Consider the following 22,342-nt stretch of genomic DNA (forward strand, 5'->3'; position numbering starts at 1 on the left):
CGGCAATCTAGTGTCTCGATGAAGCCTGACAACCCCCACACGGACCAATTTACCGGTAACAACCGGCCCGAGCAGCTTGCCCCGGCGCTATTTTGACCCGTCGTGAACCAGCACCATTTGATCCATCACAAGTGCGGGCTGTGCGCAACCAGCCTCACCAATCACTTTCGCTGGCACACCAGCCACAGTCGTGCGCGGCGGCACTTCCTTGAGTACGACGGACCCTGCGCCGATGCGGCTGCAATCACCGACCTTGATATTGCCCAAAACCTTGGCTCCGGCGCCGATCAACACGCCATTGCCGATCTTGGGGTGACGATCCTGATCCGCCTTGCCGGTGCCGCCCAGCGTGACATTTTGCAGGATGGAAACATTGTCCCCCACAACGGCAGTTTCGCCGATCACCAATCCGGTGCCATGATCGAGCATGACGCCCCTGCCCATGGGCACGGCCGGGTTGACATCGACCTGGAACACCTGGCTCGACCGGCTTTGCAAGTAGAGCGCAAAATCCCGACGCCCCGATTTGAGCATCGCGTGGGCAAAACGATGGGTCTGGATCGCCTGATAGCCCTTGAAATAGAGCAGCGGCTCGATGGCTCGGTGACAGGCCGGATCCCGCTCCAGCGTGGCCGCAAGATCCACCCGGGCAGCCTGACCGATTTCGGGATGGTCGCGCAGGGTTTCTGCGAAGCCCTGGCGGATCATGTCCGCTGACACATCCTCATGGTCGAGACGCGTCGCCAGACGGTGCGCCAGCGCCTCTTCCAAAGTGTCGTGATTGAGAATGGTGGAGAGAACTAGATTGGCCAGGAAAGGCTCATTGTCGAGCACCTGACGAGCGCCAGCACGAACAGCCTCCCAGACCGGGTCAACCGCCTGGATCTGGGGGGAAATCTTGGCATTTCCGCTCATGTCGCGAGTCTCCGCTTCATCGATAGATGCCGATATAGGCTACATCATTTCACTGTTCAAAGCCAAAGGTGCCCAATTGGTTCACGAAATCGGCACGCTGGAGCAATGTTTGCTCAGAAACTCCAGTGCCGCTGCCTTGAACACCTTGTCGCCGGTCGCCCGCATATGATCGCGCCTGGGGATAACGAGTGCCTCACCCTGCGGCAGTAATGCCGCCAGTGCCTCAGGACCACCCGCCATTTCGTCTTCCTCGCCTACTGCCACCAACGCCGGCACTTCGATACGCCGAACATCGGCGCGCGCCATGGGCTGCCGTGAGGTCTCCATGCAAGCGGCCAGTGCTTCTCGATCCGAGCCGGTATGGTCGGCGAAGATGCGGAACTGCCGAGCCGTTGGATGGGTCAGATCTGACAGATCCGGGGCCCGCAGTCCGGCAATGATGTCATTGCCGTCACTCAACCCGTTGATCAGGTTCATGGCCATGCCCCCGAGGATTGCGGCAACCACCCGCTCGGGATGATGAAACGCCAGGAAGGCGCAAATCCGGGCGCCCATGGAATAACCCAGCACCGCCGCCTTCTCGATTCCTAGATGATCGAGCAGCGCGAGGGCGTCCTCGGCCATCTGCGTCGGATAATAAAGCTCGGGATCATGCGGCCTGTCCGACCGGCCATGGCCACGATTGTCCAGCGTGATCGCCTGATAACCGGCTTCGGTCAGCGTCTCCACCCAGCCGGTATCGACCCAATTGACCTTGCCGCTGGAGGCAAAGCCGTGGATGAGCAGGACCGGCGGCCCCTGTCCGGCAACCTCATAGGCGATCGACAGGCCGGATGTGGTGAAGCTGGGCATAGGCATCCTCTTTTCAGTCCCTCGGGTGTTGCGGCTTCAGGACGCAAAATCAAGCTCCCTTTGCCCTTTTCTTGAATGAGGCCTTTGGCTATGGTCGCGCCAAATCAAACACACTCCAGGTTCCCGACCATGGCACACGGCTCGACCCCGCATTTTCACAACACCGAAGGCCTGCGCAGCATCGAGATCGGGTCCAAGGAATTTCAGTGCGTCGGCGCCCTCCCCCCGTTTGATCATCCTCATGTCTTCCTCGACATGGGCAAGGACGACGAAATCGTCTGTCCCTATTGCTCCACGCTCTATATCTACAAGGCTGAGCTGGGCGAAGGTCTCGCCAACCCGGCCACGGCCATCTTCAAGGCCAACGCCGCCTGAGTAGCCTCATGGCCAGTTCGGGCCGCAGCTATATCATTGCGGGCGCCGGCATTTCCGGCATGACCCTGGCGCTCGCGCTGGCCAAGTTCGGCGCGACGGTGGTGGTGCTTGAACGCAGCCCGACGATCCAGGAGTTTGGCGCGGGGCTGCAAATCAGCCCCAATGCCCGCCGCGTGCTTGATCGGCTCGGGCTGGACGACGCGATTGATAAGACCAGCCTCGAACCCGCCGCGCTCGATGTCTTTGCGCAGGGCGGCCGGCACCCATTGGTCAGCATGGAACTCGGAGCGATCATCCGCGAGCGCTTCGGCGCGCCTTATGCCGTCATGCATCGGGCGGACCTCGCCAGCCTGCTTTACAGAGCTTGCCGACGTTTCGCCAATATCGATATTCTATTCGGCGTGCGCGATTGGGACGTAGTGTCCCACGCCCGCGGCGTGACGGTGGCCATCGATGAAGCCAGCGGGCAAAGCCGCAACGCCCGCGCCGATGGGTTCATCGGGGCAGATGGCGTCCATTCCCAGACCCGCCTTGGCGTGCTGGACGGCCCCGCTGCCCAATATCGTAACCGCATTGCCTGGCGCACGCTTGTGCCAGCCGATTCGATCGGCGGACAGATCGCCCTGGACCGCGTTTCGGTCTTTTTCGGCAGCGGCTTTCACCTGGTCTGCTACCCCCTGCCCCATCGCGGTCAGGTCAATCTGGCCCTGTTCACGCCCGGCGCCATTCCACCAGAAGGCGCGCAGCCCCGGCCAAAGCACCCCGGCCCAAGGGTCGAAGCGCTGCTGGCCGCGGCGGCAGAAAACTGGACCGCCTGGCCCATGTACACCGTGGAAACCTCGCTCTGGCATCTGGGCAATATCGGTATCATCGGTGATGCCGCCCACGCCATGGTGCCTTTCCAGGCGCAGGGCGCGGCCATGGGCATCGAGGACGCTGCAACACTGGCGCCACTGCTGATGGGAACTGAATCGGCCGAAGCGGCCTTTTCCCGATATGCCGGCATCCGGCAGCCCCGCGCCCGTCGCATTGCCGCACTTTCGGCGGAGAATGGGCGTATCTTTCATATGGCCTGGCCGTTCAGCCTGGCACGGAACATTGTCATGCGGCTGCAGGGACCAAAAGCCCATCTCAAGCGGCTCGCATGGGTCTATTCTCACGACGTTGGCGACAGTCCCACGCCGTGATCGGCTCCGGCCTTGCCTTGTCGGCTTCTGCCGTGTCAATTGCGTCGCACCATTCCGGTGGATCAAAGAAAAGGTAATACCCACCGCATGCAAGCCGCGACTCGCTCTCGCCTGACCCTGGCCTGTATCCTGATCACCATCCTGATCGACATGATCGGTGTGGGCATTATCGTACCGGTCCTGCCCGAACTGCTTGAGGACCTGACCGGCGGTAGCGTTGCGCAGGCCGCAGTGATTGGCGGCTATCTGGTGTTTGCCTACGCCTTCATGCAATTCGTCTTCTCCCCGGTCCTGGGCAATCTTTCCGACCGCTTCGGGCGCCGTCCGGTGCTACTGCTTTCGCTGCTGGGGCTGACCTTCGACTATCTTATGATGTCGATCGCCCCCTTCGTCTGGTATCTGTTCATCGGCCGCATCATTGCCGGCATTGCCGGGGCGGCACTGGCCACAGCCACCGCCTATATGGCCGATATAACCCCGCCACATAAGCGCACTCACCGCTTCGGCCTGATCGGGGCCGCCTTTGGGCTGGGTTTCATCATCGGCCCGGTGCTCGGTGGCGAACTGGGTGAATTCGGACCGAGGGTTCCCTTCTTTGCCGCCGCAGGCCTGGCCTTTGCCAATTTCCTGTTCGGCCTGTTTGTCTTGCCTGAGAGCCTGCCCAAATCATCGCGCCGCAAATTTGATATCCGTCGCGCCAATCCGCTCGGCGCGGTGCTGGCCCTCAAGAAATATCCTTCTGTACTCTGGCTGCTGGCCGTCTTGTTCTTCTTTCAGCTTTCGGCCCAGGCCCTGCCGACAGTGTTCAGCTATTTCACCGTGGAAGTGTTCAATTTCACCTCCTCGATCATTGGCCGCACTCTGGGAGCGTTCGGTCTGGGCTTTGCCATCAGCCAGGCCGTTCTGGCCGGGCCGATGTCGCGCGGTATTGGCGAACCAGCCGTCGCCATGATCGGCCTTCTCGCGGCAATCGCGGCCTTTGCCGGCGTCGCCTTCTCGACCGAAGAATATATGCTCTACCTCGCCATTCTGGTCGGAACTATCAGTGGCCTTGCCCCCCCTGCCATCAACGGCGTGCTATCCCGGCAGGTGCCGGACAATAGCCAGGGCGAGTTGCAGGGCGCGGTCAATGCCGCCAGCTCGCTCGCCACGATCATCGGCCCGCTCGCGGCGACACAGATTTTCTCCTATTACACCACCACCCCCGGTACCCATGGCTATTTCCCCGGCGCACCCTTCATCGCCGCCAGCGCCAGCGTAGCGGTCGCGTTGATTATCTTTGCGATTGCCGCGTGGCGCTTTGAGCTGGGAAGCCGTCCGAGCATTGCCGATCATCCGCATGCACCCGAGATTCCACCGCCGGGCCAGGTGCGCGTGGCGCCGCTTGAGGACGATGATGACAATAACGATCCGCCCCGCCGTTGAGGCCGACTGGCCAGCCTTGCTGCGCGTTGTCAAACCGGTGCTGGATGCTGGCGAGACCTATGCCATTGACACCAATCTGAGCGACGAAGGCGTCCGGGCCTATTGGCTGATGTCGGCCCATGACGTCTTTGCCGCCGAGATCGACGGGCAGATCGTTGGCACCTACTACCTCATGGCCAATCAGGCTGGTGGTGGTGCCCATGTGGCCAATTGCGGTTACATGACCGCACCCGAGGCACGCGGCAAGGGGGTAGCCCGCACCATGTGCCTGCATTCACTCGAACAGGCTCGTGAACGCGGGTTTCGTGCCATGCAGTTCAATCACGTGGTTTCGACCAACACCGGCGCCGTAGCGCTATGGCAGAAGCTGGGCTTTGAAATCGTCGGGACGTTGCCCAAGGCCTTCAACCATCCCGTGCATGGTTATGTAGATAGCTATGTGATGTTCCGCACGCTCTGAGGATACGCCGTTCGTGCGGACAGATACGAAAAAGCCCCGCCGAGGCGGGGCTTTTGCAGCGCGATGACGACGCTCAATTGCCGAGCGTAGACGGCCAGTCGCCGTGCAGGTCGGTGCCGCGGCCTTCGATCTCGAAGCCATGCGCGCCGAAGAAGTCGCGCTGGCCCTGGATGAGATTGGCGGTGCCCTGCGCCTGGCGGTAGCTGTCGAAATAGCTCAGCGCCGCCGAAAGACAGATCATGGGGAATTCGCCCACGGCAGCGGCAGCCACCACCTTGCGCAGGCTCGGGTGGCTGTCCTTCATGATCTCGACGAAGTCGGGCACGACCAGCAGGTTGACCGCTTCGCCCTTGTCATAGGCGGACGCCATCTGATCGAGGAAGCGCGAGCGGATGATACAACCGGCACGCCAGATTTTGGCGATGGTCGCCAGCGGCAATGCCCAGCCATTTTCTTCCGAAGCCTTGGCGATAACGGCAAAACCCTGGGCGTAAGAGACGATCTTGCCAGCGAGCAACGCCTTCTCGAGATCGGCCAGGGTCACCTCAGTCTTCGCGCGGTTCGGCTTGCCATAAATGCCTTCGGCAGCAACGCGCTCGGACTTGCGCGACGAGATCGAGCGGGCCGCTACGGCACCCTCGATGGCAGTGGCCGGCACGCCCATCTGCTGGGCGGCAATGGCAGACCAGACGCCAGTGCCCTTCTGGCCGGCCTTGTCCAGGATCAATTCGACCAGCGGCTTGCCGGTCTGGTCATCGACGGCATCCAGCACATGGCCGGTGATCTCGATGAGGTAGGAATTGAGCGGGCCCTTGTTCCACTCCTTGAAGACGTCTGCGCATTCCTTCGGCGACATTCCCAGGCCATCGCGCATCACGCCATAGACCTCGGCGATCATCTGCATGTCGCCATATTCGATGCCGTTGTGGATGGTCTTGACGAAGTGGCCAGCGCCGCCTTCGCCGAGATAGGCGCAGCAGCTTTCACCGTTGAACTTTGCGGCAATGGCGGTCAGCACCGCTTCGGCATTGTGCCACTGCTCCTTGGAGCCGCCGACCATGATTGAGGGACCATGGCGGGCACCCTCTTCACCGCCGGAGACGCCGACGCCGAGATAGCCGATATTCTTGGGCTTGAGATAGTCGAAGCGGCGCTGGGTATCGGTGAACAGCGAATTGCCACATTCGATGATGGCATCGCCCGCTTCCAGATGGGGCAGAAGCTGCTCGATCATATCGTCGACCGGTTTGCCGGCCTTGACCATGATGATGATCGAGCGCGGCGCCTTTACCGTCCGGACGAATTCGGCCAGGTCATATTTGGGGATGGTATTGCCATCCAGGCCCTGGGCCTTGGCGTCGGCCATATGCTCGTCAATACGGCCCGCTGACCGGTTGTGAACGGCAACAGTGTAGCCCTTCTCGGCAATGTTCAGGGCCAGATTGGAACCCATGACCGCCAGGCCGATAAGGCCGATATCTGCTGTCGACATACAAACAGTCCTTCTAAATTTCTTCCGTGTTCACTTCATGCGCTTGAGGGCACGACACGCGGGCGGGAAATGACCACAATCCGCGCCTTGAAGGAAGGGCGGATTGCACAATTTCCGGCCAGATCGCACACCTTGTATGGAAGATCAAGTCAATCGCCTCCCAAGCTCCACCTCGCCAAGACCTCGCAATATGAGGTCTCGATCAGCTCAACCACCCTGCTGCGCGGCAGGTCGATGACAATCGATGTGTCCGGCGCCGCGCCCCCCAACCTTGCATCGCATCGGTGCGTCCTCTAACACCCGAAGGGGACGGTGCCATACTGGGAGGATAAGGCCAACAATGAAGCGGGGCATAGCGCAATTTGACCTCACCGGCCGGCGGGCCCTGGTGACCGGGTCCAGCCGCGGGTTGGGCTTCGCCATGGCAACTGCCCTGGCTGACGCCGGAGCAGAACTGGTGCTCAACGGTCGAGACGAAGTGGCATTGGGCAAGGCCGCAGCCGATCTGGCCGCAAGCGGGGCCAAGGTCTCGGCACTGGCCTTCGATGTAACCAGTCCCGACAGTGTCGCCGAGGCCATCGGCCATTGTGAGGAACAGATTGGCCCCATCGACATTCTGGTCAACAATGCCGGCATGCAGATCCGCGGGCCGCTGGAAACGTATGGCCACGAGAACTTCGAGGCCATGCTGAGCGCCCATGTGGTTTCCACCTTCTCGGTCAGCAAGGCTGTTGCCCAGCACATGCTGGAGCGCGGCACGGGCAAGATCATCAATATCTGCTCGATCCTGACCAATCACGCCCGCCCCACGGCCGCGCCTTACGGCGCCGCAAAAGCGGCAATTGCCAACCTCACGCGTGGCATGGCAGCTGACTGGGCACCGCGCGGGCTGAACATCAACGCCATTGCACCGGGCTATTTCAAGACCGATCTTAACACCACGCTCATGGCCGACCCGGCATTTGATGGCTGGGTGAAGCAGCGCACCCCCATGGGCCGTTGGGGCGAGGTCGAGGAACTGGGCCCCGCCGCAATCTTTCTCGCATCCGACGCTTCCAGTTTCGTAAATGGACACATTCTCTATGTCGACGGCGCCTTCACAGCCACGGTCTGAACCGGCCCGCATCATCGTCGTGATGGGCGTCAGCTCATCGGGAAAATCTACTGTGGGAGCAGCACTCGCGCGCACCCTGCATGCGCCATTCCTCGATGGCGACCAGTTTCATCCCGAGGCCAATGTCGAGAAAATGCGTGCCGGTACGCCGCTGACCGACGAAGATCGCTGGCCCTGGTTGGAAGCACACACGGCGGCCCTCACCCAGGCAGCAGCGAAAAAGGACGTAGCTATCGGCGCCAGTTCGGCCCTCAGGCGCATCTATCGCGACTTCATTACCGAAAAGGCCGGCGAACCAGTGTTGTTTGTCTACCTCGACGGCACCAGGGAGGTCATCGGCGAGCGCATGGCCAAGCGCAGCCATGAATATATGCCGACGAGCCTGCTCGATAGCCAGTTCGCCACGCTCGAAGTGCCTGATCCGGCGACCGAGAACACCTTGCACGTGCCCGTAACCGACAGCGTCGACAAGATCGTGCGCACCATCACCGGCGAGCTCGATCACCTAAAGAGTTTCAAGCGCTGGCAATAATCATCGCGAATTCTGCCGCTCAGCGACTTCACGTGAGGTTTGCTGCCACGGCCAGCGGCCGCTGACTTCCACTTCCAGTGACAGGCTGAGGAATGTCCGGATCGCCACAATGCCGGCTAGCACGGCAAGGCTGTCTAACGTCGGCTCGATTGCCACGGTGGCGATGATGTCGGCCGCGACGAGAACCTCTAACCCAACCAGAATGCCCCGGCCGATATCGGCCCGGTAGGCGCGAAACCGGTCATGGGCATCCCGATTGCGCAATTGCATCAGGAACCGCGCGGTTCCGGTAATCAAGCCGACGACGATTATGGCAATACCGAACCATTCCACCGTGCGCACAATGATAAGCAGCAGATCCCCGGTCATGTTTCCCCCTTGCCTGACATGTTGGTCCAACGCACCAGCCGCCAGAGCGATCCACCGAGTTGGACCGGCTATTGTGCCAGCCTAGCTCTGGCGGCGCGACCAGGACCGCATTGCGGCAACCACGTAAGTCGGCAAACCCTGTTTCAATCGCCTCGTAGCGGGCGCTAAAATCAGCGCGCACCGAAACGCCGGCAAGCCGGGCAAGCTGATTGCCGGCATAGGTCTTGTTCATGGTCCCGCATCCTCCGCGAGACGACGCACTAGTCCCTTACGCTGCGTCAGGGTCAATAGAGGGGACACCGGGCACCCGCGCCAGGCTCGCATTGGCGTATCGGTCATCATGGCTGACCTCTAGGCCTGCCCAGGCCGGCGTGTCGATCGCCTGATCGACCGCCTCCAACTCCACTTCAGCCACGATCAGGCCACCATGAGCGCCGGCAAAGACATCAATTTCCCAGGTCAACCCGCCATGCGGCACCAGATATCGCGTCTTCTCGACCACGTTTGGCTGCGCCAGGGCGAGCATTTGCCGGGCATCGTCCAGCGGCACCTCATATTCGAACTCGGCGCGGCTGATCCCATCAGCCGGACCCTTGAGGGTCAGGACTGCCTTCTGATCGTCCGCGATGCGGATGCGCACAGTGGCCTTGGCATTGCTTGACAGATAGCCCTGCAAGAGACGTTTCTGGCCCGTGACTGCCTGTCGCCACCCATCCCCGACAACCAGAAATTTCCGCTCGATTTCCTCGGCCATCTCGCTCTATTCCAGAAGCTGCCAATAAGCATCGAACCGCTCAGACGCCGCGCCCGGGCGTTCGGCAGCCAGCTGCTCGCCGAGATCGAAGGCCCTGTCACTCAGCGACGCCTGCTTTTCGGCGATGATCGTCAACAAGGAATCGGCAGCGCTGTCACCAGGGGCGCGCGTGGAGACAATCCAGTCCGCCAGCACCATCAGATTGTGGTGATCCCCCAGGGTTTCGCCCAATTCATCGAGCCTCACACAGAGATTTTCCATGATTGCCGGCGCGGTGCGCTCGTAGAGGCGCATGTGATACCACCAGACCTTGGTGGCCTTGCGCCACTCATGCACCACCTCCCCCTCGGGCGTCTTGCGTGCCTTAGCCAACCGCTTGCGAAAACGGCGATATCCTGCCTTGAGACCCGGCTGTACGATGCCAATGCCCGAGGCGTCAAACTGCCAGGCCGGCACCCGCGTGCGCGCATCATTGAAATCGGCGGCCGCCAGCGTCAGCAATTCCTCTTCGCCCATTTGCTGGCGCAGATGCCGGGCGCGCTCCCGCAGCCGGTCAAGTAGCGCAACCGAGCCCGCCTTATCGAGACTGAGCTGCCCGCCGGAGTTGTCCACTAGCCCCGACATGGTCTGGACCATCGCGGCTGCATCCCGGGCCACCGAGAATCGATCGGCGATGGCGCGAAAGGCATCGTTCTCTACTTCATACTCGGCAAAGACCGGCCGCACGAGCTTGAGCAGAGCGCGCAGCTTCTTGCACGATTTGCGCAACGTATGGACGGTCTGATCAAAGTCCTCATTGGCAGCAATCGCCTCCAGGGCCTTATCGATCTGCTCAATGGCGATGTCACGCACCTGGCCGGCAACACCACTGGACTGCTTGAAGGCGTAGGCCATGACTGGAACCCGAAGACTAGAACCCGAAACTCATCTGACCGGCCGGTGTGCCGACATTGACACCTTCCATCGCCAGCATCTTCACCTTGGTGACCGTGCCACCCGGCGCCGAAAATCCGCCCGGCTTGCCATTGCTGGCCAGCACCCGATGGCACGGGATAACCAGCGGGATGGGATTGGCACCCATGGCCTGCCCCACGGCACGTGACAGGCCGGGATCGCCCAGCTCATGCGCCAGCGCGCCATAGGTGATGGTCTGCCCCCAAGGCACCTGCACCAGACGCGCATAGGCCCTGCGGTGAAAGCCGGTGACCCCGGCCAGATCCAGCGGGACGTCACTAAAATGCACTTCGAGCCCTTCGGCATAATCCTCGATCTGGTTCATCAAACTGACGATCATCCGCGTCGGCTCCCCCGGCTGCGCCCCGTCCCGCCCAAGACGCTCCAACATCGCCTTTTGCGAGGTATCGGGCAGCAACACCCTGGCCAGTCCGCGCTCGGTCCAGCCAAGGCCGAACAATCCCAGTGCTGTCTCGAAAGTTACAGTTTCCATGGCCAAAGCATATGCGCCTGCTCAAGCGGACGCCAGATGGGCATGCGCCCTGCCCTGACCTTTGCTGACAACTTCTGTCGCGCACTCAGGCCAAACCGGCGCAGACCACCAAACGAGGACCGCATGGCACGCATTCTGGGATATATCGCAGCCAGTCTGGATGGCTTCATTGTCGATGCTAAGGGCAGCCTGGACTGGTTGTTCAAATATGACGGCATGGATTTGGGCGAGCACGACTACCGCACATTCATCAAGTCGATCCGGACCGTGGCGATGGGCCGCGCTACCTATGACTGGCTGGCCGCACAAGAAGCCCCCTGGGCATATGCTGACCAGCGCTGCATCGTTGTGACCTCGCGCCCCATCGAAGACCCGAAGGGGCCGCTCGAGACCCGGTCCGATATTGGCGCGCTAATCACCGAATTGCGTGGGCTTGATGATGGTGATGTCTGGATGCTTGGCGGCGGTCGCCTGCAGATGGCGTTCATGGAGCGCGGTGCGCTGGATGAATTGGAGATCTATGTGATGCCCGAAATTCTGGGCGGCGGGACGCCGCTGTTTCCTGCCACCGGGTACCAGGCATCGCCCAAACTGGTGTCGGCAAAGCCGATGAGCAAGGGTTGCGTGCGACTGCACTATCGCTTCTGAGATTGGTCCACCGGCAAACTGTGGACCAGCCCCAGGCCCACAAGTCGCTAATCCCGCTTTAGATGCGCTTTCACCTTGCGCAAGGTTGCCGCCAGCGCCGCCGCCTCCACACCAGTCAGCGCGTCGGAAAAGGCTTCGTCGATTGCCGTCCGGTAATGTGGCCACATATCGGCGCGCCGCGCCATGCCCGCCGGCGTGATGACAGCCAGCGCCCCCCGCCGGTCCGTCGGGTCCGGCCTTCGTTCGACGAGCCCGTCGTCCGACATGCGATCCAGCAGCCGCGTCATGTTGTAACGCTCTACCACCAACCGCTCGGCGAGGTCGCCAATCCGCATCTCGCCCCCTGCGCGCTCGAGTTCGAGTAGCAGATCGTACCAGGCCAGAGGTGGTTGCCCTGCCGCTTTGAGCTTCCCCTCAATGACCCGCAAGGTCAGCGCATGGGTGCTCAATAGCTGGCTCCAGGCCGAACGTTGCCGCTCATTGTCCGTCATCGTCGCCTCTCTTCATATTTAATTGCACTTGCAATCACTTTTCGTTTCTGTATATTTGCACATGCAACAATTGCAATTCCTACCAAAAGGAGAGCCAAATGACAAAGGAAGTATCGCGTTCGGACCTCGCGCAGGCCATGCTGAGCAAGAATCCACCGATTGTGTTTGAGGCGCTGGACAAGAAATATTTCGACCACGGGCACCTGCCCGGCGCCATCATGATGCCACCGGCGGAAGTCGCGGCCACTGCGCAGTCGCACGTCGCTCGCAGGGATGCGCCGGTCGTTATCTATTGTGCTTCCGACACCTGCGCTAACTCGCACGAAGCCGCCAGCGAGCTTTCAAATCTTGGCTATTCCAATATCGCCATCTTTACCGGCGGCAAAAAGGATTGGGCCGACGCGGGCCTCAAGCTTGAGCGCTAAGCGTCGCCCCTGAACAGCAAAATAGCCCGGCGCAACGCGTCCTTGCTCATTGCGCCGGGCATCAGATGCATGATGGCCGCTTCAGTCCTCCGCCACAATGCGCGGGAAAGTCAGGTGCCCTATATGTTCAATTGTCGTACAGGCGATTGGAAAATGTCTCATGTCTCTGCTACAGGGCCTGATGCCCGCCATGCCCACACTCAAAGACTATTTCCCGCCCACTGATCCCTACCTGAACATCATCCATGTCGATGACGACATATTGGTGGTGGACAAGCAATCGGGCCTCCTCAGCGTGCCGGGCAAAGACCCGAGCCTGTGGGACTGTGTCGAATATCGTGCCCGCCAGACCTACCCCAGCGCAGGCATGTGCCATCGGCTCGACAAGGACACTTCGGGCGTTCTGGTACTGGCGCTCAACAAGCGCGCCCATGGCCGCATTGGCAGCCAGTTCGAGCACCGCAAGACCACCAAGAGCTATATCGCGCGGGTATCGGGCGTCATCAAAGAGGACAGTGGTCTGATTGACCTGCCCTTGGCCACCGACTGGCTCAACAAGCCGCGTCAGAGGGTCGACCACGACCATGGCCGCGCCTCGCAGACCGAATGGCACGTGATCGAGCGCGAAAATAACGCCACGCGAGTACGCCTGATACCGCTCACCGGGCGCACGCATCAGCTCAGGGTTCACATGAAGGCCATCGGCCATGTGATTCTGGGCGATGCGTTTTATTCCGAAGGCGCTGACCTGGCGGCCGCCGACCGGTTGCAATTGCATGCCGCAGAACTTGGCTTCGCCCACCCCACGACCGAGGTCTCTACCACATTCGTGGCGCCGACGCCGTTCTAGGCTCTACGCCTCGCCCAGATACCCCACCTCGATACGCTGGAACAGTTCGCCCTGCTTCATGGTGTCGAGCCAGCGGCGGAAATCGGCGACGTCCTTGAAGCCGGCACGTTGGGCTTCCGCTTGGGTCACATCCTCGGGCGTCATATCGGTGATCGACTTGATAGCGAGCAAGCCCACCTTGGTCTTTAGCGTCCCGCCAGCCTTCACCGTCGGCCGGTTCCAGCGGCGGAAGATGAGATCGACCTTTCCGGCCTTGATGTCTTCGAGCAGATCGCGCTTGAGCAGCATCAGTCGAGCACCCCCGTGGCGGTCATTTCGATTTTGAGCCCTGCGGCCAGCAATTCCTTGACCACCACGGTGGCGCGGACGGGATAAGGCTGCTCGGTGAAATATTCGCGATAGACCGCATTCATGCCGGCAGCATCGGCGCTGTCGGTGAGAAAAATTTGCACCATGACAAGATTGCGCAGACTCCCGCCGGCGGCCCCCAGCGCAAGTGCAAGATTGTCGATACAGCGCCGCGTCTGCGCTTCAATGCCGCCCTCAACGATCTCGCCGCTGACAGGATCTTCGGCAATGGCGACCAGCCACAGGTGCTTACCCGCACGCACAGCGTCATTGATAGGCGCCGAGGACGGCGCAATGCCGGTTTCAATGCGTTCGATCATGTGGCCTCCGGGGAAGAATCGCATGAGTACAATTGTCTTGGTGAAAAGCTTGTGACAAACACGAGGCACCGAGCCAAGCGGGCGTGGTGGAATTGGTAGACACAAGGGACTTAAAATCCCTCGGCGATAGCCTTGCGGGTTCGATTCCCGCCGCCCGCACCAGCGCTAAGCTTGCCGAAACCTTTCTCGACAATGATGACCATGGGGCCAGTTGTCTGCCCCAAATTATCGAGTAAGGCGTAGCGATGTCGGCCCTGCCAAAGAATTTGGAAGACGAATTTGAGACCCCGCCCGGCGCGGAGGTCAACGCCGATACGCGGCAATTCATCACCTTCGCCTGTGCGGGGCAGAATTTCGGCGTCGATATCATGTCCATGCGCGAAATCCGCAATTGGAGCCCGGTGACGCCCTTGCCCGGGCGGAAACCGGATGTGCTCGGGGTGATCGAAATACGCGGGCGGGTGGTGCCGATCCACGATATGGCCCTGCGCATCGGCTGCTCTTCCGAGCGAAGCACCCAGCACGAGGGCCAGGTGATCCTGGTGCTCAAGGTTGCGGGCCACGACATGGGCCTGCTCGTCGACAGCGTCTCTGACATTATCGACATCAAAGCCGACGACATTCTGCCGGTGCCGCAGATCGAAGGCTCGGCAGCCCGGTTCCTGGGCGGCATTGCCCGTCAGGGCGACACGCTGGTGGCGATCCTGGACGAGGAAACAGTGCTGCGCGAAGCGGTGGAAATCGCTGGTGCCAAGACTGTCCTGTCCCACGAAACAACGGACGATGATAGCGGCTCGGATGTCGATGAGGCCGAGTTCGTCTTTGTAGACGAAATTCAGGCCTAGTCACACCGCGCCCAGAAGTGCCGCGCTCATGCGAACTCGAACGGAAACGGCGATGGGTCCCAATAGCGCTCTATGCCACGCATCCTGGCACCGATGGCTTCCCATTCGTTTAGCAAGGCCGCGATTGGTCCGGGGTCGCCCGCTGCCAGCAGTCCGTGCAGTTTCTCCACATGGGCCAGATGTTCAGAGACCCTGTCGTGTGAATCCTGTTGCCGGTGCCAAGACTTGCTGCCCTTGCGATAGTGCTTTCGGATAATACCTTCATTCATTTTGAGCCAGCCACGCTCCCCTGGAATCCAAGGGGCCAGGAGGCTGGCTGCCTCTTCAAACCTGCCAAGGGTCGCAAGAAGAGTGGACCGAGTGATGCGATCCATTTCCTTGCCCGGAAATGGGATGGGTGGATAGTCCATGACGTCTTGAAGGGTTTGAAAGCGCACCAGAACTTCTCGATTGGCGCGCTCCAGTTCTTCTGTGAACTCAGCGACGAAATTTGGTCCGTCACGAAAGCCCGACGCGCGATCCAATGTGTGGCCAATCCCGCCACGAGACCAAGGTGGCGGACAGCACATCAACGACGCGCCGCACGTTGTCCGGATTTCCATCGGCAGCGACGTCCGATCGAAAGAAAATTTTACAAGGACATGGCGAACAGGCAAACGAATAAGCGCCCGTTGATGGAAGATAAATTCAGTATGCCGGCCCAAAAATTGCTGGGACAAGAACTTCATCTGCGCGGCCGTGGTCATTCGAAAGGTCGCACTTCCATAATGTAGACGAGCACTCCTTTGGGCAACTTATCCAAGAGCTGGAGCAAACGTTTTTGTGTCAGGCCCGATTTTCCAGTTTTCACGTCATAGACGCAATAAGTAGAAGCACTGACCTTCTCGAGAATATCTAGGCGGCTAGTTTTAGCTTGCCCATACTTAGGACCATCGTCCTCAGAGCTATCCTGTCTGCTCTCGTCCACCGTGATCTCGGGAAACACATTCGCGAACGCTGCAGGGTGGGCCACCTTGAGTGCCCGAATGCGATTGTAGATCGCCCAATGCACCAAATTGCCCCACTCTGTAGGAGTCATAGTCGCCATTTGAGGCAGGTTTTCAGTCGCAGCTTCATTGGTCTGGGCCTGAACATCTGGCAGGAATTCGCAGACCTCGGCCACCTGCTCTTGCGTCAACGTTTCCTGGTTGAGGCTCACGACCTCCCCATTTGTCCCCCCAGTCCAAATCTTGAAAGCGACGACCGATCGGTCGCCTTCGCCCACGCCCAGGGCATCTGGTGCCGCCACCGCCGCATTATAGAGCTCAAGAACTCCGCGAAGCATGGTTGCCCAAGGCGCGGCAGTGATCTCCACCAGAGACGGATTGCCCGGATCGTTGGGAGTTGCCGTCGGCAATGGCCCCAGCGCAGGCAAGGGTGGGAGGAGGTTTGGCGCCAGAGCCCGCCGCAGCCACGCCACCCGCAAACGGGTCTCCCCATCCTGGCGGACCGTGACCTCGCGGGCCTCGTCAAGTCTTAGAGACTGGTAGGACGCCCCATCGGGAAAAGAGACCAGTTGCGAAACACTTGATCCTTGGAAGACGGCACTGATGCCGGTGCCATCGACCATCCTAATCGTCGATGCGGCAATGCTGCCATCCGGTCGGGTCAGCGTCTCGATGCTGGCTACACTCTTCGCCGGGTCAGTGACCACGTGGCGGTTGCGCGTTAGGGCGAGAAGCGAATCCGGCACCGCCGGATCGCCAAAGTATGGCTCGGCCCAGCAGCGGCAATTGTGGTCCGTGCCGGGATGGCCGCTCGGAGGTGGCGACGACCAGGAAAAGACCTGCCCCGCGAGCGCTGCATGCGCATCGCGCACTTTGCCATCGCCGACCGTGCGCCAAGTGTAGCGCGTGGTCGCCTTGCCGTTGCTCAGCGCTTTGGTCGAGAGGCCAGCGCATAGCGAGAGGAATTTTCGTTCATCGGATGCTGCCGCGGAAAGTGCAGCGAGCGTCTTGGGGACACGACCGCGACGTATGTAACTTTCAAAGGCCCTTCGCTCGGCAATGCGTGCCAGCGCCTTGCGGCCTGATTGAAGTCTTGCGGAAAGTTTCCCCATGCCCTGCCCTCGCGTAACTGCGAAGGCAGGGTCTCATGGGTTCAGAAGGCGGGGATAAGCGGGCTGGCGATCAGTCCGTGCCGCCTGAAATCGGCGCCACATAGGCGACGTCGAGATCCCAGGGGAAGAAGATCCAGGTATCCTGGCTGACTTCGGTAATGAAGGTGTCAACCAGTTCGCGCCCCTTGGGCTTGGCATAGACCGTGGCGAAATGGGCGCCGGGGAGCATGTCGCGGACGACGCGGGCGGTGGCGCCAGTGTCGACCAGATCGTCAACTATCAGGACCTTGCCGCCGTTGCGCGCGATGTCGAGCACGGGCTGGCTGATTTCCTTGAGCACCTTGATACCGCCCTGGTTCTGGTGATCGTAGCTTTTGACGGCCACCGTTTCTACGGTACGAATATTGAGCTCGCGCGCGACAATGGCAGCCGGCACGAGGCCACCACGGGCAATGGCCACAACGGCATCGAAAGGACCGATGCTGGCCAGCCGCCAGGCAAGGGCCCGGCTGTCGCGATGGAATTGATCCCAGGTGACGGGGAAGGATTTCTCGTTGGGGTTGCTCACGCTGCTCTCCTGGCGGGGCACGGCCCCAGTATCGATATTTGACCTGTCCTTAGCAAAGCGAAGCGAAAACGCCAATCATTCCGCGTCGGGCGGAGCGATGCCGGCTTTTTCATGGGCAGCGGCGACCATTGCGCGCACCTTCTCCGCCGCTTCGGCCAGCCGGGCTTCGTCGGAGGCACGCAGCACCAGCTCAGTCATCACCCGATCTTTGCCCATTTGCGGGTAAGAGCCCATTTTGACGTCCGGATATTCGGCCTGCAGCACGCCGAGCGGACCACCCAGGGTTCCCTCGCCGACCGCAGCCCGGATGGCGAGGGATGAAACCTTCTTGCCGCCCTTGAGCGTCGGCGCCAGCGCCTCCAGCATGGAGCGCATGATGATCGGCACCCCCGCCATGACATGCACATTGCCAATGCGGAATCCGGGTGCGGCGGACACCGAATTGACAATTAGGTCCGCGCCCTCGGGAATGCGCGCCATGCGCAATCGGGCTTCGTTGACCTCGGTGCCGGTCTGCTTCCAGCGCGTCTCCAGCATGGCGCGTGCCTGGGCATTGATCGGCAGGGCAACGCCGAAAGCTTTGGCGATTGCGTCCGCCGTGATGTCGTCATGGGTCGGGCCGATCCCACCGGAGGTAAATACATAGGTATATCGAGCGCGCAGCGCGTTCACCGCCTCGACAATGGCGTCCATCTCGTCGGACACCACCCGCACCTCGGTGAGATCGATACCCAGATCGGTGCAGAAATCAGCGACCGCGCCGATATTGACGTCCTTGGTGCGCCCGGAAAGGATCTCATCACCGATCACGATCATGCCGGCGGTAATACGGGATTCTGACTGGGTCATCGCTGCTTTTTCCTCGAGGCAGTTGTGGATGCCTCTACGCCCGCGACGAGTCAACGGTTCACCGCCCTTCCCTTCGCCGGTTTAAGACCTTATTTTGTCTCTAGGAGAGACATGCATGATCACTTACGTCGACGCCACCGCCAAAGCCCGCCGCACGGCCGGCGTGATTCCGCTGCATGGCTCGGAAGGCTTTGAGGGCATGCGTCGCGCAGGCACGCTGACCGCGCGGGCGCTGGACGAGATCACCCCATTTGTTGAAGCCGGCGTGCCCACCTCGACCATAGACCGCGTCGCCTATGAATTTGCCCGAGACCACGGCGCTGTTCCGGCGACGATCTTCTACAAGGGCTACCGGCACTCAGTCTGCACCTCGATCAACCATGTGGTTTGCCACGGCATCCCCGATGAAAGGCCGCTGCGCGAGGGCGATATCGTCAATGTGGATCTCACTCTGGTGCTCGATGGCTGGCACGGAGATTCCAGCCGCATGTATCCGGTCGGCGAAATTTCCCGCAAGGCCGAGCGACTGATCGAAGTGACCTATGCCGGGCTTGAAGCAGGCATCGCTGCAGCCAGGCCGGGCAACACCACCGGCGATATCGGCGCGGCCATTCAGGCGGTGGCGGAAGCCGAACGCATGAGCGTGGTGCGCGATTTTGTCGGGCATGGGCTGGGGCGGCTGTTCCATGACGAGCCCAATATCCTGCATTTCGGCACGCCCGGCTCCGGCGCCGAACTCAAACCCGGCATGATCTTCACCATCGAACCGATGATCAATCTGGGGCGTCCGCACGTCAAAATCCTCTCCGATGGCTGGACCGCCGTGACCCGCGACAGGACGCTCTCGGCGCAATGCGAGCATTCCATAGGCATCACCGAAACCGGCTGTGAGATCTTCACGCTCTCGCCGGCGGGTCTGTTCAACCCCCTGGCCAGCCGGAGCGCCTGATGAGCGACCGGCCCGACGATTTCGCCGAGGCCACTCATCCGGCGCCCGCCGTCTCCAACGACCACGCCGGCCATCGCCAGCGCGTTCGGGAGCGCTTCCTCAAGCTGGGTGGCGATGCCCTGGCGGACTACGAACTGCTCGAGCTGGCGCTGCAACTAGCCATTCCGCGCAAGGACACCAAGGCGCTCGCCAAGACCCTGCTGCGCGAATTTGGCTCGTTCTCGGCCGTGTTCAACGCCAGCGAAACCCGGCTCGCCAAGATCAACGGGCTGGGTCCCACCTCAATCGCCCATCTCAAGGTCATCCAGGCGGTTGCCGCGCGCTTTGGGCGCGACCGCATCGACCACGACATGCCCATCCTTTCGTCCTGGAACCAGTTGATCGATTATTGCCGCAGCCAGATGGCATACCAGCCGATCGAGCAGTTCCGCATTCTGTTTCTCGACAAGAAGAACCGGCTGATTGCCGATGAGGTGCAGCAGACAGGGACGGTCGACCACACGCCTGTCTATCCGCGCGAAGTCATCAAACGCTCATTGGAACTCTCGGCCACCGCATTGATCCTGGTGCATAATCACCCTTCCGGTGATCCAGCTCCCTCTTCTGCCGATATTCGCATGACCCGGGAGATCGGGGACATCGCCAAGCCGCTGGGCATCGTGCTGCACGACCACATCATCATCGGCAAGTCGGGACATGCATCCCTGCGCAGCTTAAAGTTGATCTGACCGGCCCCTGCCGATTACGGATTCGCGGAACTGTTGGACCGAACGCAGCGCCGACTTGACGCTCGCATTGGCCTTGGCCCAGGCACGTAGGCGCTGGAAATTGCTGTGGCCCAGCACCACCAGATGGCCCAGCGGTGTGAGCGGGATGTAATGCTGCCGCAACGGCACCCGCTCATTGCACCAATGGCGCTTTTCATCGGTAAAGCCGGCGCCCATGTCGAAAACTGACATGCCCTGGTCGAACACGCTCTGCATCACCCGCAACAGGCACTGCTTGCCCGGTGAACCGGACTGGATGCGGCTGCAATCACTCATCGACGAGATCAGGCAGAACATGCGGTCCCCAATGACGATGTTGTAACGCGCAGCCACGATCTGGCCCTCGAGCCGCAGCACATGTAGCCGCACATCGATACCGGATTCGGGCTCCAGCGCAGCGTGGTAGAAGCTCGTCATGTTCTCGCACACGAAAATGTCACGAATGCCCTGGGCGCGAAAACGGGCGGAACGCTGGGCAAACATGGTGTCGAGCACCGCATGGGCTTCAGTCGGATCGCTGACCACCTCGAAGCCGACTTCGCCCAATGCAGACAGTCGATCGCCTTGCTGCCGGTCATGCTTGCGGCGGGAACGGCTCCTCTGCTCGCGATCGCATTGCTCCCAGGAGGAGAACCGGGCGCGGTAGAGCGTCTCAACGGAGAGGGCTTCGCCCAATTCATCGAACAGCCCTTCGGCCTCCCCGATCCGGTCGGGAATGGAGCGCAGATAGACGAGATCGGCGCCCTTGAGCGCCCCGATCATGGAGCGCCACAGGGCCGACCGGCCCGATGCGCCCAACGCTTCGAGGCGCGGCGTGTCGGTCAGTGGGGCATAGCAGCCGGCATGCGGACCGGGAAACCAGGTGTAAAGGCGCACGCCATGGACACGCTTGAACTGCAACGGCAGCAACGCAACCGGAAACCCATCGACCTCGCCCACGACAAAATGCTGGTCTGAAACCGGAATCTGGCGATCGGCCGCCCAGAGCCGAATGAAATCGTAGCTTTGGCCCGGCGATTCCAAACCCGCGGTGGAAAGGCTTCGCCAGATTGCCTCGACATCCTCGATCCGGTTGGTCACGCGCACCGAAATGCCGGCATGCGCGCCCATGGCAGCGCCCGCCATGCTGCCTTGGCTCGCAACGTCGTTCATCGCCCGGGCGATAGTTTGGGTGTTCGCGCTCAAAATGCTGCCCTTGGCCAAGTACGCCGCTAGTCTGCCCCTCGAGGGTAAACTGCGCCACAATATGGGCTCAGGAAAACAGGTCTCGCTCTCGATTTCGTGAACAGGGTTAATCCCGGACTACAAATTCCCCCGGACATTGGGAAAAGTCCCAAGGCCAATCATCCGAAATTGGCCAGGACCGGGAAGGTCTCCAGGAACCAATAGGAGATGCGGGTGAAATTGCCGGTGATGAAGAGCAGGCCTGTGGCCACCAGAAGGCCGCCCATGATCTTTTCCACCAGGCCCAGATGCTTCTTGAAGCCGTTGAAGAAGGTGAGGAACGGTCCCACGGCAATGCCGGCGAGGAAAAAGGGGATGCCCAGACCCAGCGAATATAGCCCGAGTAGCGAGGCGCCTTCCCAGGCAGTATCGCGGCTGGCGGCCACCGAAAGAATGGCGGCCAGCACCGGGCCGATGCAAGGCGTCCAGCCAATGGCAAAGGCCAGGCCCAGGAGGAACCCGCCCAGGGGACCGGAGGCCGCGCTGGGACCATTATGGCGCAATTGCCGATCGAGAATGCCGATGCGGTACACGCCCAGGAAATGCAGGCCCATGGCGATGATGACGATGCCGGCGATGGGCGTAAGGATCGGCAGAAGCTGGCGGAACACCTGGCCAAAGGCGGTGGCGGTTGCGCCCAGCGCGATGAAGACGACGGAAAAGCCGAGAATGAAGAAGATGGCGGTCAGGGCGACGCGGCCGGTCAGACGCCCCGGCGAGCCGGACACCGCCTCGGCGCGCAACTGGTCATAGCTCGCCCCGCTCATATAGGTGAGATAGGGTGGCACCAGGGGCAGCACGCAGGGGCTGAGAAAGCTCAGCACGCCGGCGCCGATCACCAAAGGCAGGGAAAATTCCACGTCTGACGCTCCTTAGTCGCGTCCCTGTTTAGCGCGGTGCGGGCCAAAGGCAATGAGCCCCAGTGCCGCATCGCGCGGATGTGAGGGCCCGACAGGCCTTGGGTCCGGCATACGCATCCGGCCTAACGAGCGTTTCCAAGAACAAGCTTTGGCCGACAAGTCTGCTCTGCAAACTCCC

At 61.1% G+C, this 22,342-nt stretch carries 27 protein-coding genes, 1 tRNA gene and 1 pseudogene; 13 read left to right on the forward strand and 16 right to left on the reverse strand.

All coding sequences use genetic code 11. From position 1 onward, the window contains the following. Positions 1–87 precede the first annotated feature (87 nt). Both cysE and GGR20_RS05080 read right to left on the reverse strand, forming a co-directional pair. The gene (cysE, locus tag GGR20_RS05075; RefSeq protein ID WP_183310167.1) at positions 88–915 is read right to left on the reverse strand and encodes a serine O-acetyltransferase; all 828 of its coding nucleotides are present in this window, start codon (positions 913–915) and stop codon (positions 88–90) included. A gap of 81 nt (positions 916–996) precedes the next feature. Continuing rightward, positions 997–1,767: an alpha/beta fold hydrolase gene (locus tag GGR20_RS05080; protein ID WP_183310168.1), complete on the reverse strand. Its 771-nt coding sequence runs from the start codon at positions 1,765–1,767 to the stop codon at positions 997–999. Between the two features lie 129 nt (positions 1,768–1,896). On the opposite strand from GGR20_RS05080, the gene GGR20_RS05085 reads away from it, so the two are divergent. The 4 genes from GGR20_RS05085 to GGR20_RS05100 all read left to right on the forward strand — a co-directional run bounded on the left by GGR20_RS05085 (position 1,897) and on the right by GGR20_RS05100 (position 5,214). After that, a complete protein-coding gene (locus GGR20_RS05085; RefSeq protein WP_183310169.1) occupies positions 1,897–2,142 on the forward strand; it encodes a zinc-finger domain-containing protein in 246 nt (81 codons plus the stop codon). A gap of 8 nt (positions 2,143–2,150) precedes the next feature. Continuing rightward, entirely contained in the window at positions 2,151–3,329 is a 1,179-nt protein-coding gene (locus tag GGR20_RS05090) for an FAD-dependent monooxygenase (protein WP_183310170.1), read from the forward strand. Between the two features lie 87 nt (positions 3,330–3,416). Then, positions 3,417–4,754, forward strand: a complete 1,338-nt coding sequence (locus GGR20_RS05095) for an MFS transporter (RefSeq protein WP_183310171.1) — start codon at positions 3,417–3,419, stop codon at positions 4,752–4,754. Next, positions 4,732–5,214 (forward strand): GNAT family N-acetyltransferase, encoded by a 483-nt coding sequence (locus tag GGR20_RS05100; protein ID WP_183310468.1) that lies wholly within the window; start codon positions 4,732–4,734, stop codon positions 5,212–5,214. Before GGR20_RS05095 ends, GGR20_RS05100 begins: the two co-directional genes overlap by 23 nt. 73 nt (positions 5,215–5,287) lie before the next feature. On the opposite strand, the gene gndA is transcribed toward GGR20_RS05100, so the two are convergent. Further along, positions 5,288–6,706 (reverse strand): NADP-dependent phosphogluconate dehydrogenase, encoded by a 1,419-nt coding sequence (gene gndA / locus GGR20_RS05105; protein ID WP_183310172.1) that lies wholly within the window; start codon positions 6,704–6,706, stop codon positions 5,288–5,290. Positions 6,707–7,046: 340 nt separating this feature from the next. Here gndA and GGR20_RS05110 point away from each other — a divergent pair, with 340 nt between their 5' ends. Both GGR20_RS05110 and GGR20_RS05115 read left to right on the forward strand, forming a co-directional pair. Next, complete coding sequence (locus GGR20_RS05110) at positions 7,047–7,820, forward strand: SDR family oxidoreductase (RefSeq protein ID WP_183310173.1); 774 nt, start codon at positions 7,047–7,049, stop codon at positions 7,818–7,820. Between the two features lie 22 nt (positions 7,821–7,842). Then, positions 7,843–8,352 carry a gluconokinase gene (locus GGR20_RS05115; protein ID WP_246349467.1) on the forward strand — a complete coding sequence of 170 codons (510 nt, stop codon included), beginning with the start codon at positions 7,843–7,845 and terminating at the stop codon, positions 8,350–8,352. Here the strand turns inward: GGR20_RS05115 and GGR20_RS05120 are convergent, their stop codons facing one another. The 4 genes from GGR20_RS05120 to GGR20_RS05135 form a co-directional block, all read right to left on the reverse strand. Further along, positions 8,353–8,721: a DUF1622 domain-containing protein gene (locus GGR20_RS05120; RefSeq protein ID WP_183310175.1), complete on the reverse strand. Its 369-nt coding sequence runs from the start codon at positions 8,719–8,721 to the stop codon at positions 8,353–8,355. A 268-nt stretch (positions 8,722–8,989) separates the two neighbouring features. Then, positions 8,990–9,475 carry a CYTH domain-containing protein gene (locus tag GGR20_RS05125; RefSeq protein WP_183310176.1) on the reverse strand — a complete coding sequence of 162 codons (486 nt, stop codon included), beginning with the start codon at positions 9,473–9,475 and terminating at the stop codon, positions 8,990–8,992. Between the two features lie 6 nt (positions 9,476–9,481). Then, a complete protein-coding gene (locus tag GGR20_RS05130) occupies positions 9,482–10,369 on the reverse strand; it encodes a CHAD domain-containing protein (protein WP_183310177.1) in 888 nt (295 codons plus the stop codon). 16 nt (positions 10,370–10,385) lie between these two features. Further along, a complete protein-coding gene (locus GGR20_RS05135) occupies positions 10,386–10,922 on the reverse strand; it encodes a methylated-DNA--[protein]-cysteine S-methyltransferase (protein WP_183310178.1) in 537 nt (178 codons plus the stop codon). A 123-nt stretch (positions 10,923–11,045) separates the two neighbouring features. On the opposite strand from GGR20_RS05135, the gene GGR20_RS05140 reads away from it, so the two are divergent. Continuing rightward, positions 11,046–11,570 (forward strand): dihydrofolate reductase family protein, encoded by a 525-nt coding sequence (locus tag GGR20_RS05140; protein ID WP_183310179.1) that lies wholly within the window; start codon positions 11,046–11,048, stop codon positions 11,568–11,570. A gap of 47 nt (positions 11,571–11,617) precedes the next feature. On the opposite strand, the gene GGR20_RS05145 is transcribed toward GGR20_RS05140, so the two are convergent. Further along, complete coding sequence (locus GGR20_RS05145) at positions 11,618–12,061, reverse strand: MarR family winged helix-turn-helix transcriptional regulator (RefSeq protein ID WP_183310180.1); 444 nt, start codon at positions 12,059–12,061, stop codon at positions 11,618–11,620. A 98-nt stretch (positions 12,062–12,159) separates the two neighbouring features. On the opposite strand from GGR20_RS05145, the gene GGR20_RS05150 reads away from it, so the two are divergent. Together GGR20_RS05150 and GGR20_RS05155 are read left to right on the forward strand one after the other, a co-directional pair. Continuing rightward, positions 12,160–12,486, forward strand: a complete 327-nt coding sequence (locus tag GGR20_RS05150; RefSeq protein ID WP_183310181.1) for a rhodanese-like domain-containing protein — start codon at positions 12,160–12,162, stop codon at positions 12,484–12,486. A 160-nt stretch (positions 12,487–12,646) separates the two neighbouring features. After that, positions 12,647–13,336, forward strand: coding sequence for an RluA family pseudouridine synthase (locus GGR20_RS05155; protein WP_246349453.1), 690 nt, complete (start codon positions 12,647–12,649; stop codon positions 13,334–13,336). Positions 13,337–13,339: 3 nt separating this feature from the next. Here GGR20_RS05155 and GGR20_RS05160 read toward each other — a convergent pair whose 3' ends face one another. Together GGR20_RS05160 and GGR20_RS05165 are read right to left on the reverse strand one after the other, a co-directional pair. Then, entirely contained in the window at positions 13,340–13,624 is a 285-nt protein-coding gene (locus tag GGR20_RS05160) for an ASCH domain-containing protein (RefSeq protein ID WP_183310182.1), read from the reverse strand. Then, the gene (locus tag GGR20_RS05165; RefSeq protein WP_183310183.1) at positions 13,624–14,004 is read right to left on the reverse strand and encodes a RidA family protein; all 381 of its coding nucleotides are present in this window, start codon (positions 14,002–14,004) and stop codon (positions 13,624–13,626) included. Before GGR20_RS05165 ends, GGR20_RS05160 begins: the two co-directional genes overlap by 1 nt. A 77-nt stretch (positions 14,005–14,081) precedes the next feature. Between GGR20_RS05165 and GGR20_RS05170 the strand changes: the two genes are divergently transcribed. After that, positions 14,082–14,166 (forward strand) — tRNA-Leu (locus GGR20_RS05170). A gap of 83 nt (positions 14,167–14,249) precedes the next feature. Further along, entirely contained in the window at positions 14,250–14,849 is a 600-nt protein-coding gene (locus GGR20_RS05175) for a chemotaxis protein CheW (RefSeq protein WP_183310184.1), read from the forward strand. Between the two features lie 26 nt (positions 14,850–14,875). On the opposite strand, the gene GGR20_RS05180 is transcribed toward GGR20_RS05175, so the two are convergent. The 4 genes and pseudogenes from GGR20_RS05180 to GGR20_RS05195 form a co-directional block, all read right to left on the reverse strand. Beyond that, positions 14,876–15,595, reverse strand: a complete 720-nt coding sequence (locus GGR20_RS05180) for a hypothetical protein (protein ID WP_183310185.1) — start codon at positions 15,593–15,595, stop codon at positions 14,876–14,878. Beyond that, a pseudogene (locus GGR20_RS05185) lies at positions 15,592–16,956 on the reverse strand (phage minor head protein); the annotation flags it as partial. The gene GGR20_RS05180 and the pseudogene GGR20_RS05185, both read right to left, overlap by 4 nt. Positions 16,957–17,017: 61 nt before the next feature. Continuing rightward, complete coding sequence (gpt, locus tag GGR20_RS05190) at positions 17,018–17,515, reverse strand: xanthine phosphoribosyltransferase (protein WP_183310187.1); 498 nt, start codon at positions 17,513–17,515, stop codon at positions 17,018–17,020. A gap of 75 nt (positions 17,516–17,590) precedes the next feature. Further along, positions 17,591–18,364: a competence/damage-inducible protein A gene (locus tag GGR20_RS05195; RefSeq protein ID WP_183310188.1), complete on the reverse strand. Its 774-nt coding sequence runs from the start codon at positions 18,362–18,364 to the stop codon at positions 17,591–17,593. A 115-nt stretch (positions 18,365–18,479) separates the two neighbouring features. Between GGR20_RS05195 and map the strand changes: the two genes are divergently transcribed. Both map and radC read left to right on the forward strand, forming a co-directional pair. Further along, a complete protein-coding gene (gene map / locus GGR20_RS05200; RefSeq protein WP_183310189.1) occupies positions 18,480–19,313 on the forward strand; it encodes a type I methionyl aminopeptidase in 834 nt (277 codons plus the stop codon). Continuing rightward, the gene (gene radC / locus GGR20_RS05205) at positions 19,313–20,041 is read left to right on the forward strand and encodes a RadC family protein (protein WP_183310190.1); all 729 of its coding nucleotides are present in this window, start codon (positions 19,313–19,315) and stop codon (positions 20,039–20,041) included. Before map ends, radC begins: the two co-directional genes overlap by 1 nt. Here radC and GGR20_RS05210 read toward each other — a convergent pair. Beyond that, entirely contained in the window at positions 20,027–21,265 is a 1,239-nt protein-coding gene (locus tag GGR20_RS05210) for a GNAT family N-acetyltransferase (protein WP_183310191.1), read from the reverse strand. The genes radC and GGR20_RS05210 overlap by 15 nt on opposite strands. Before the next feature lie 158 nt (positions 21,266–21,423). After that, complete coding sequence (locus GGR20_RS05215; protein WP_183310192.1) at positions 21,424–22,164, reverse strand: cytochrome c biogenesis protein CcdA; 741 nt, start codon at positions 22,162–22,164, stop codon at positions 21,424–21,426. Positions 22,165–22,342 lie beyond the last annotated feature (178 nt).

Source organism: Devosia subaequoris, assembly GCF_014197055.1.
Classification (GTDB): Bacteria; Pseudomonadota; Alphaproteobacteria; order Rhizobiales; family Devosiaceae; genus Devosia; species Devosia subaequoris.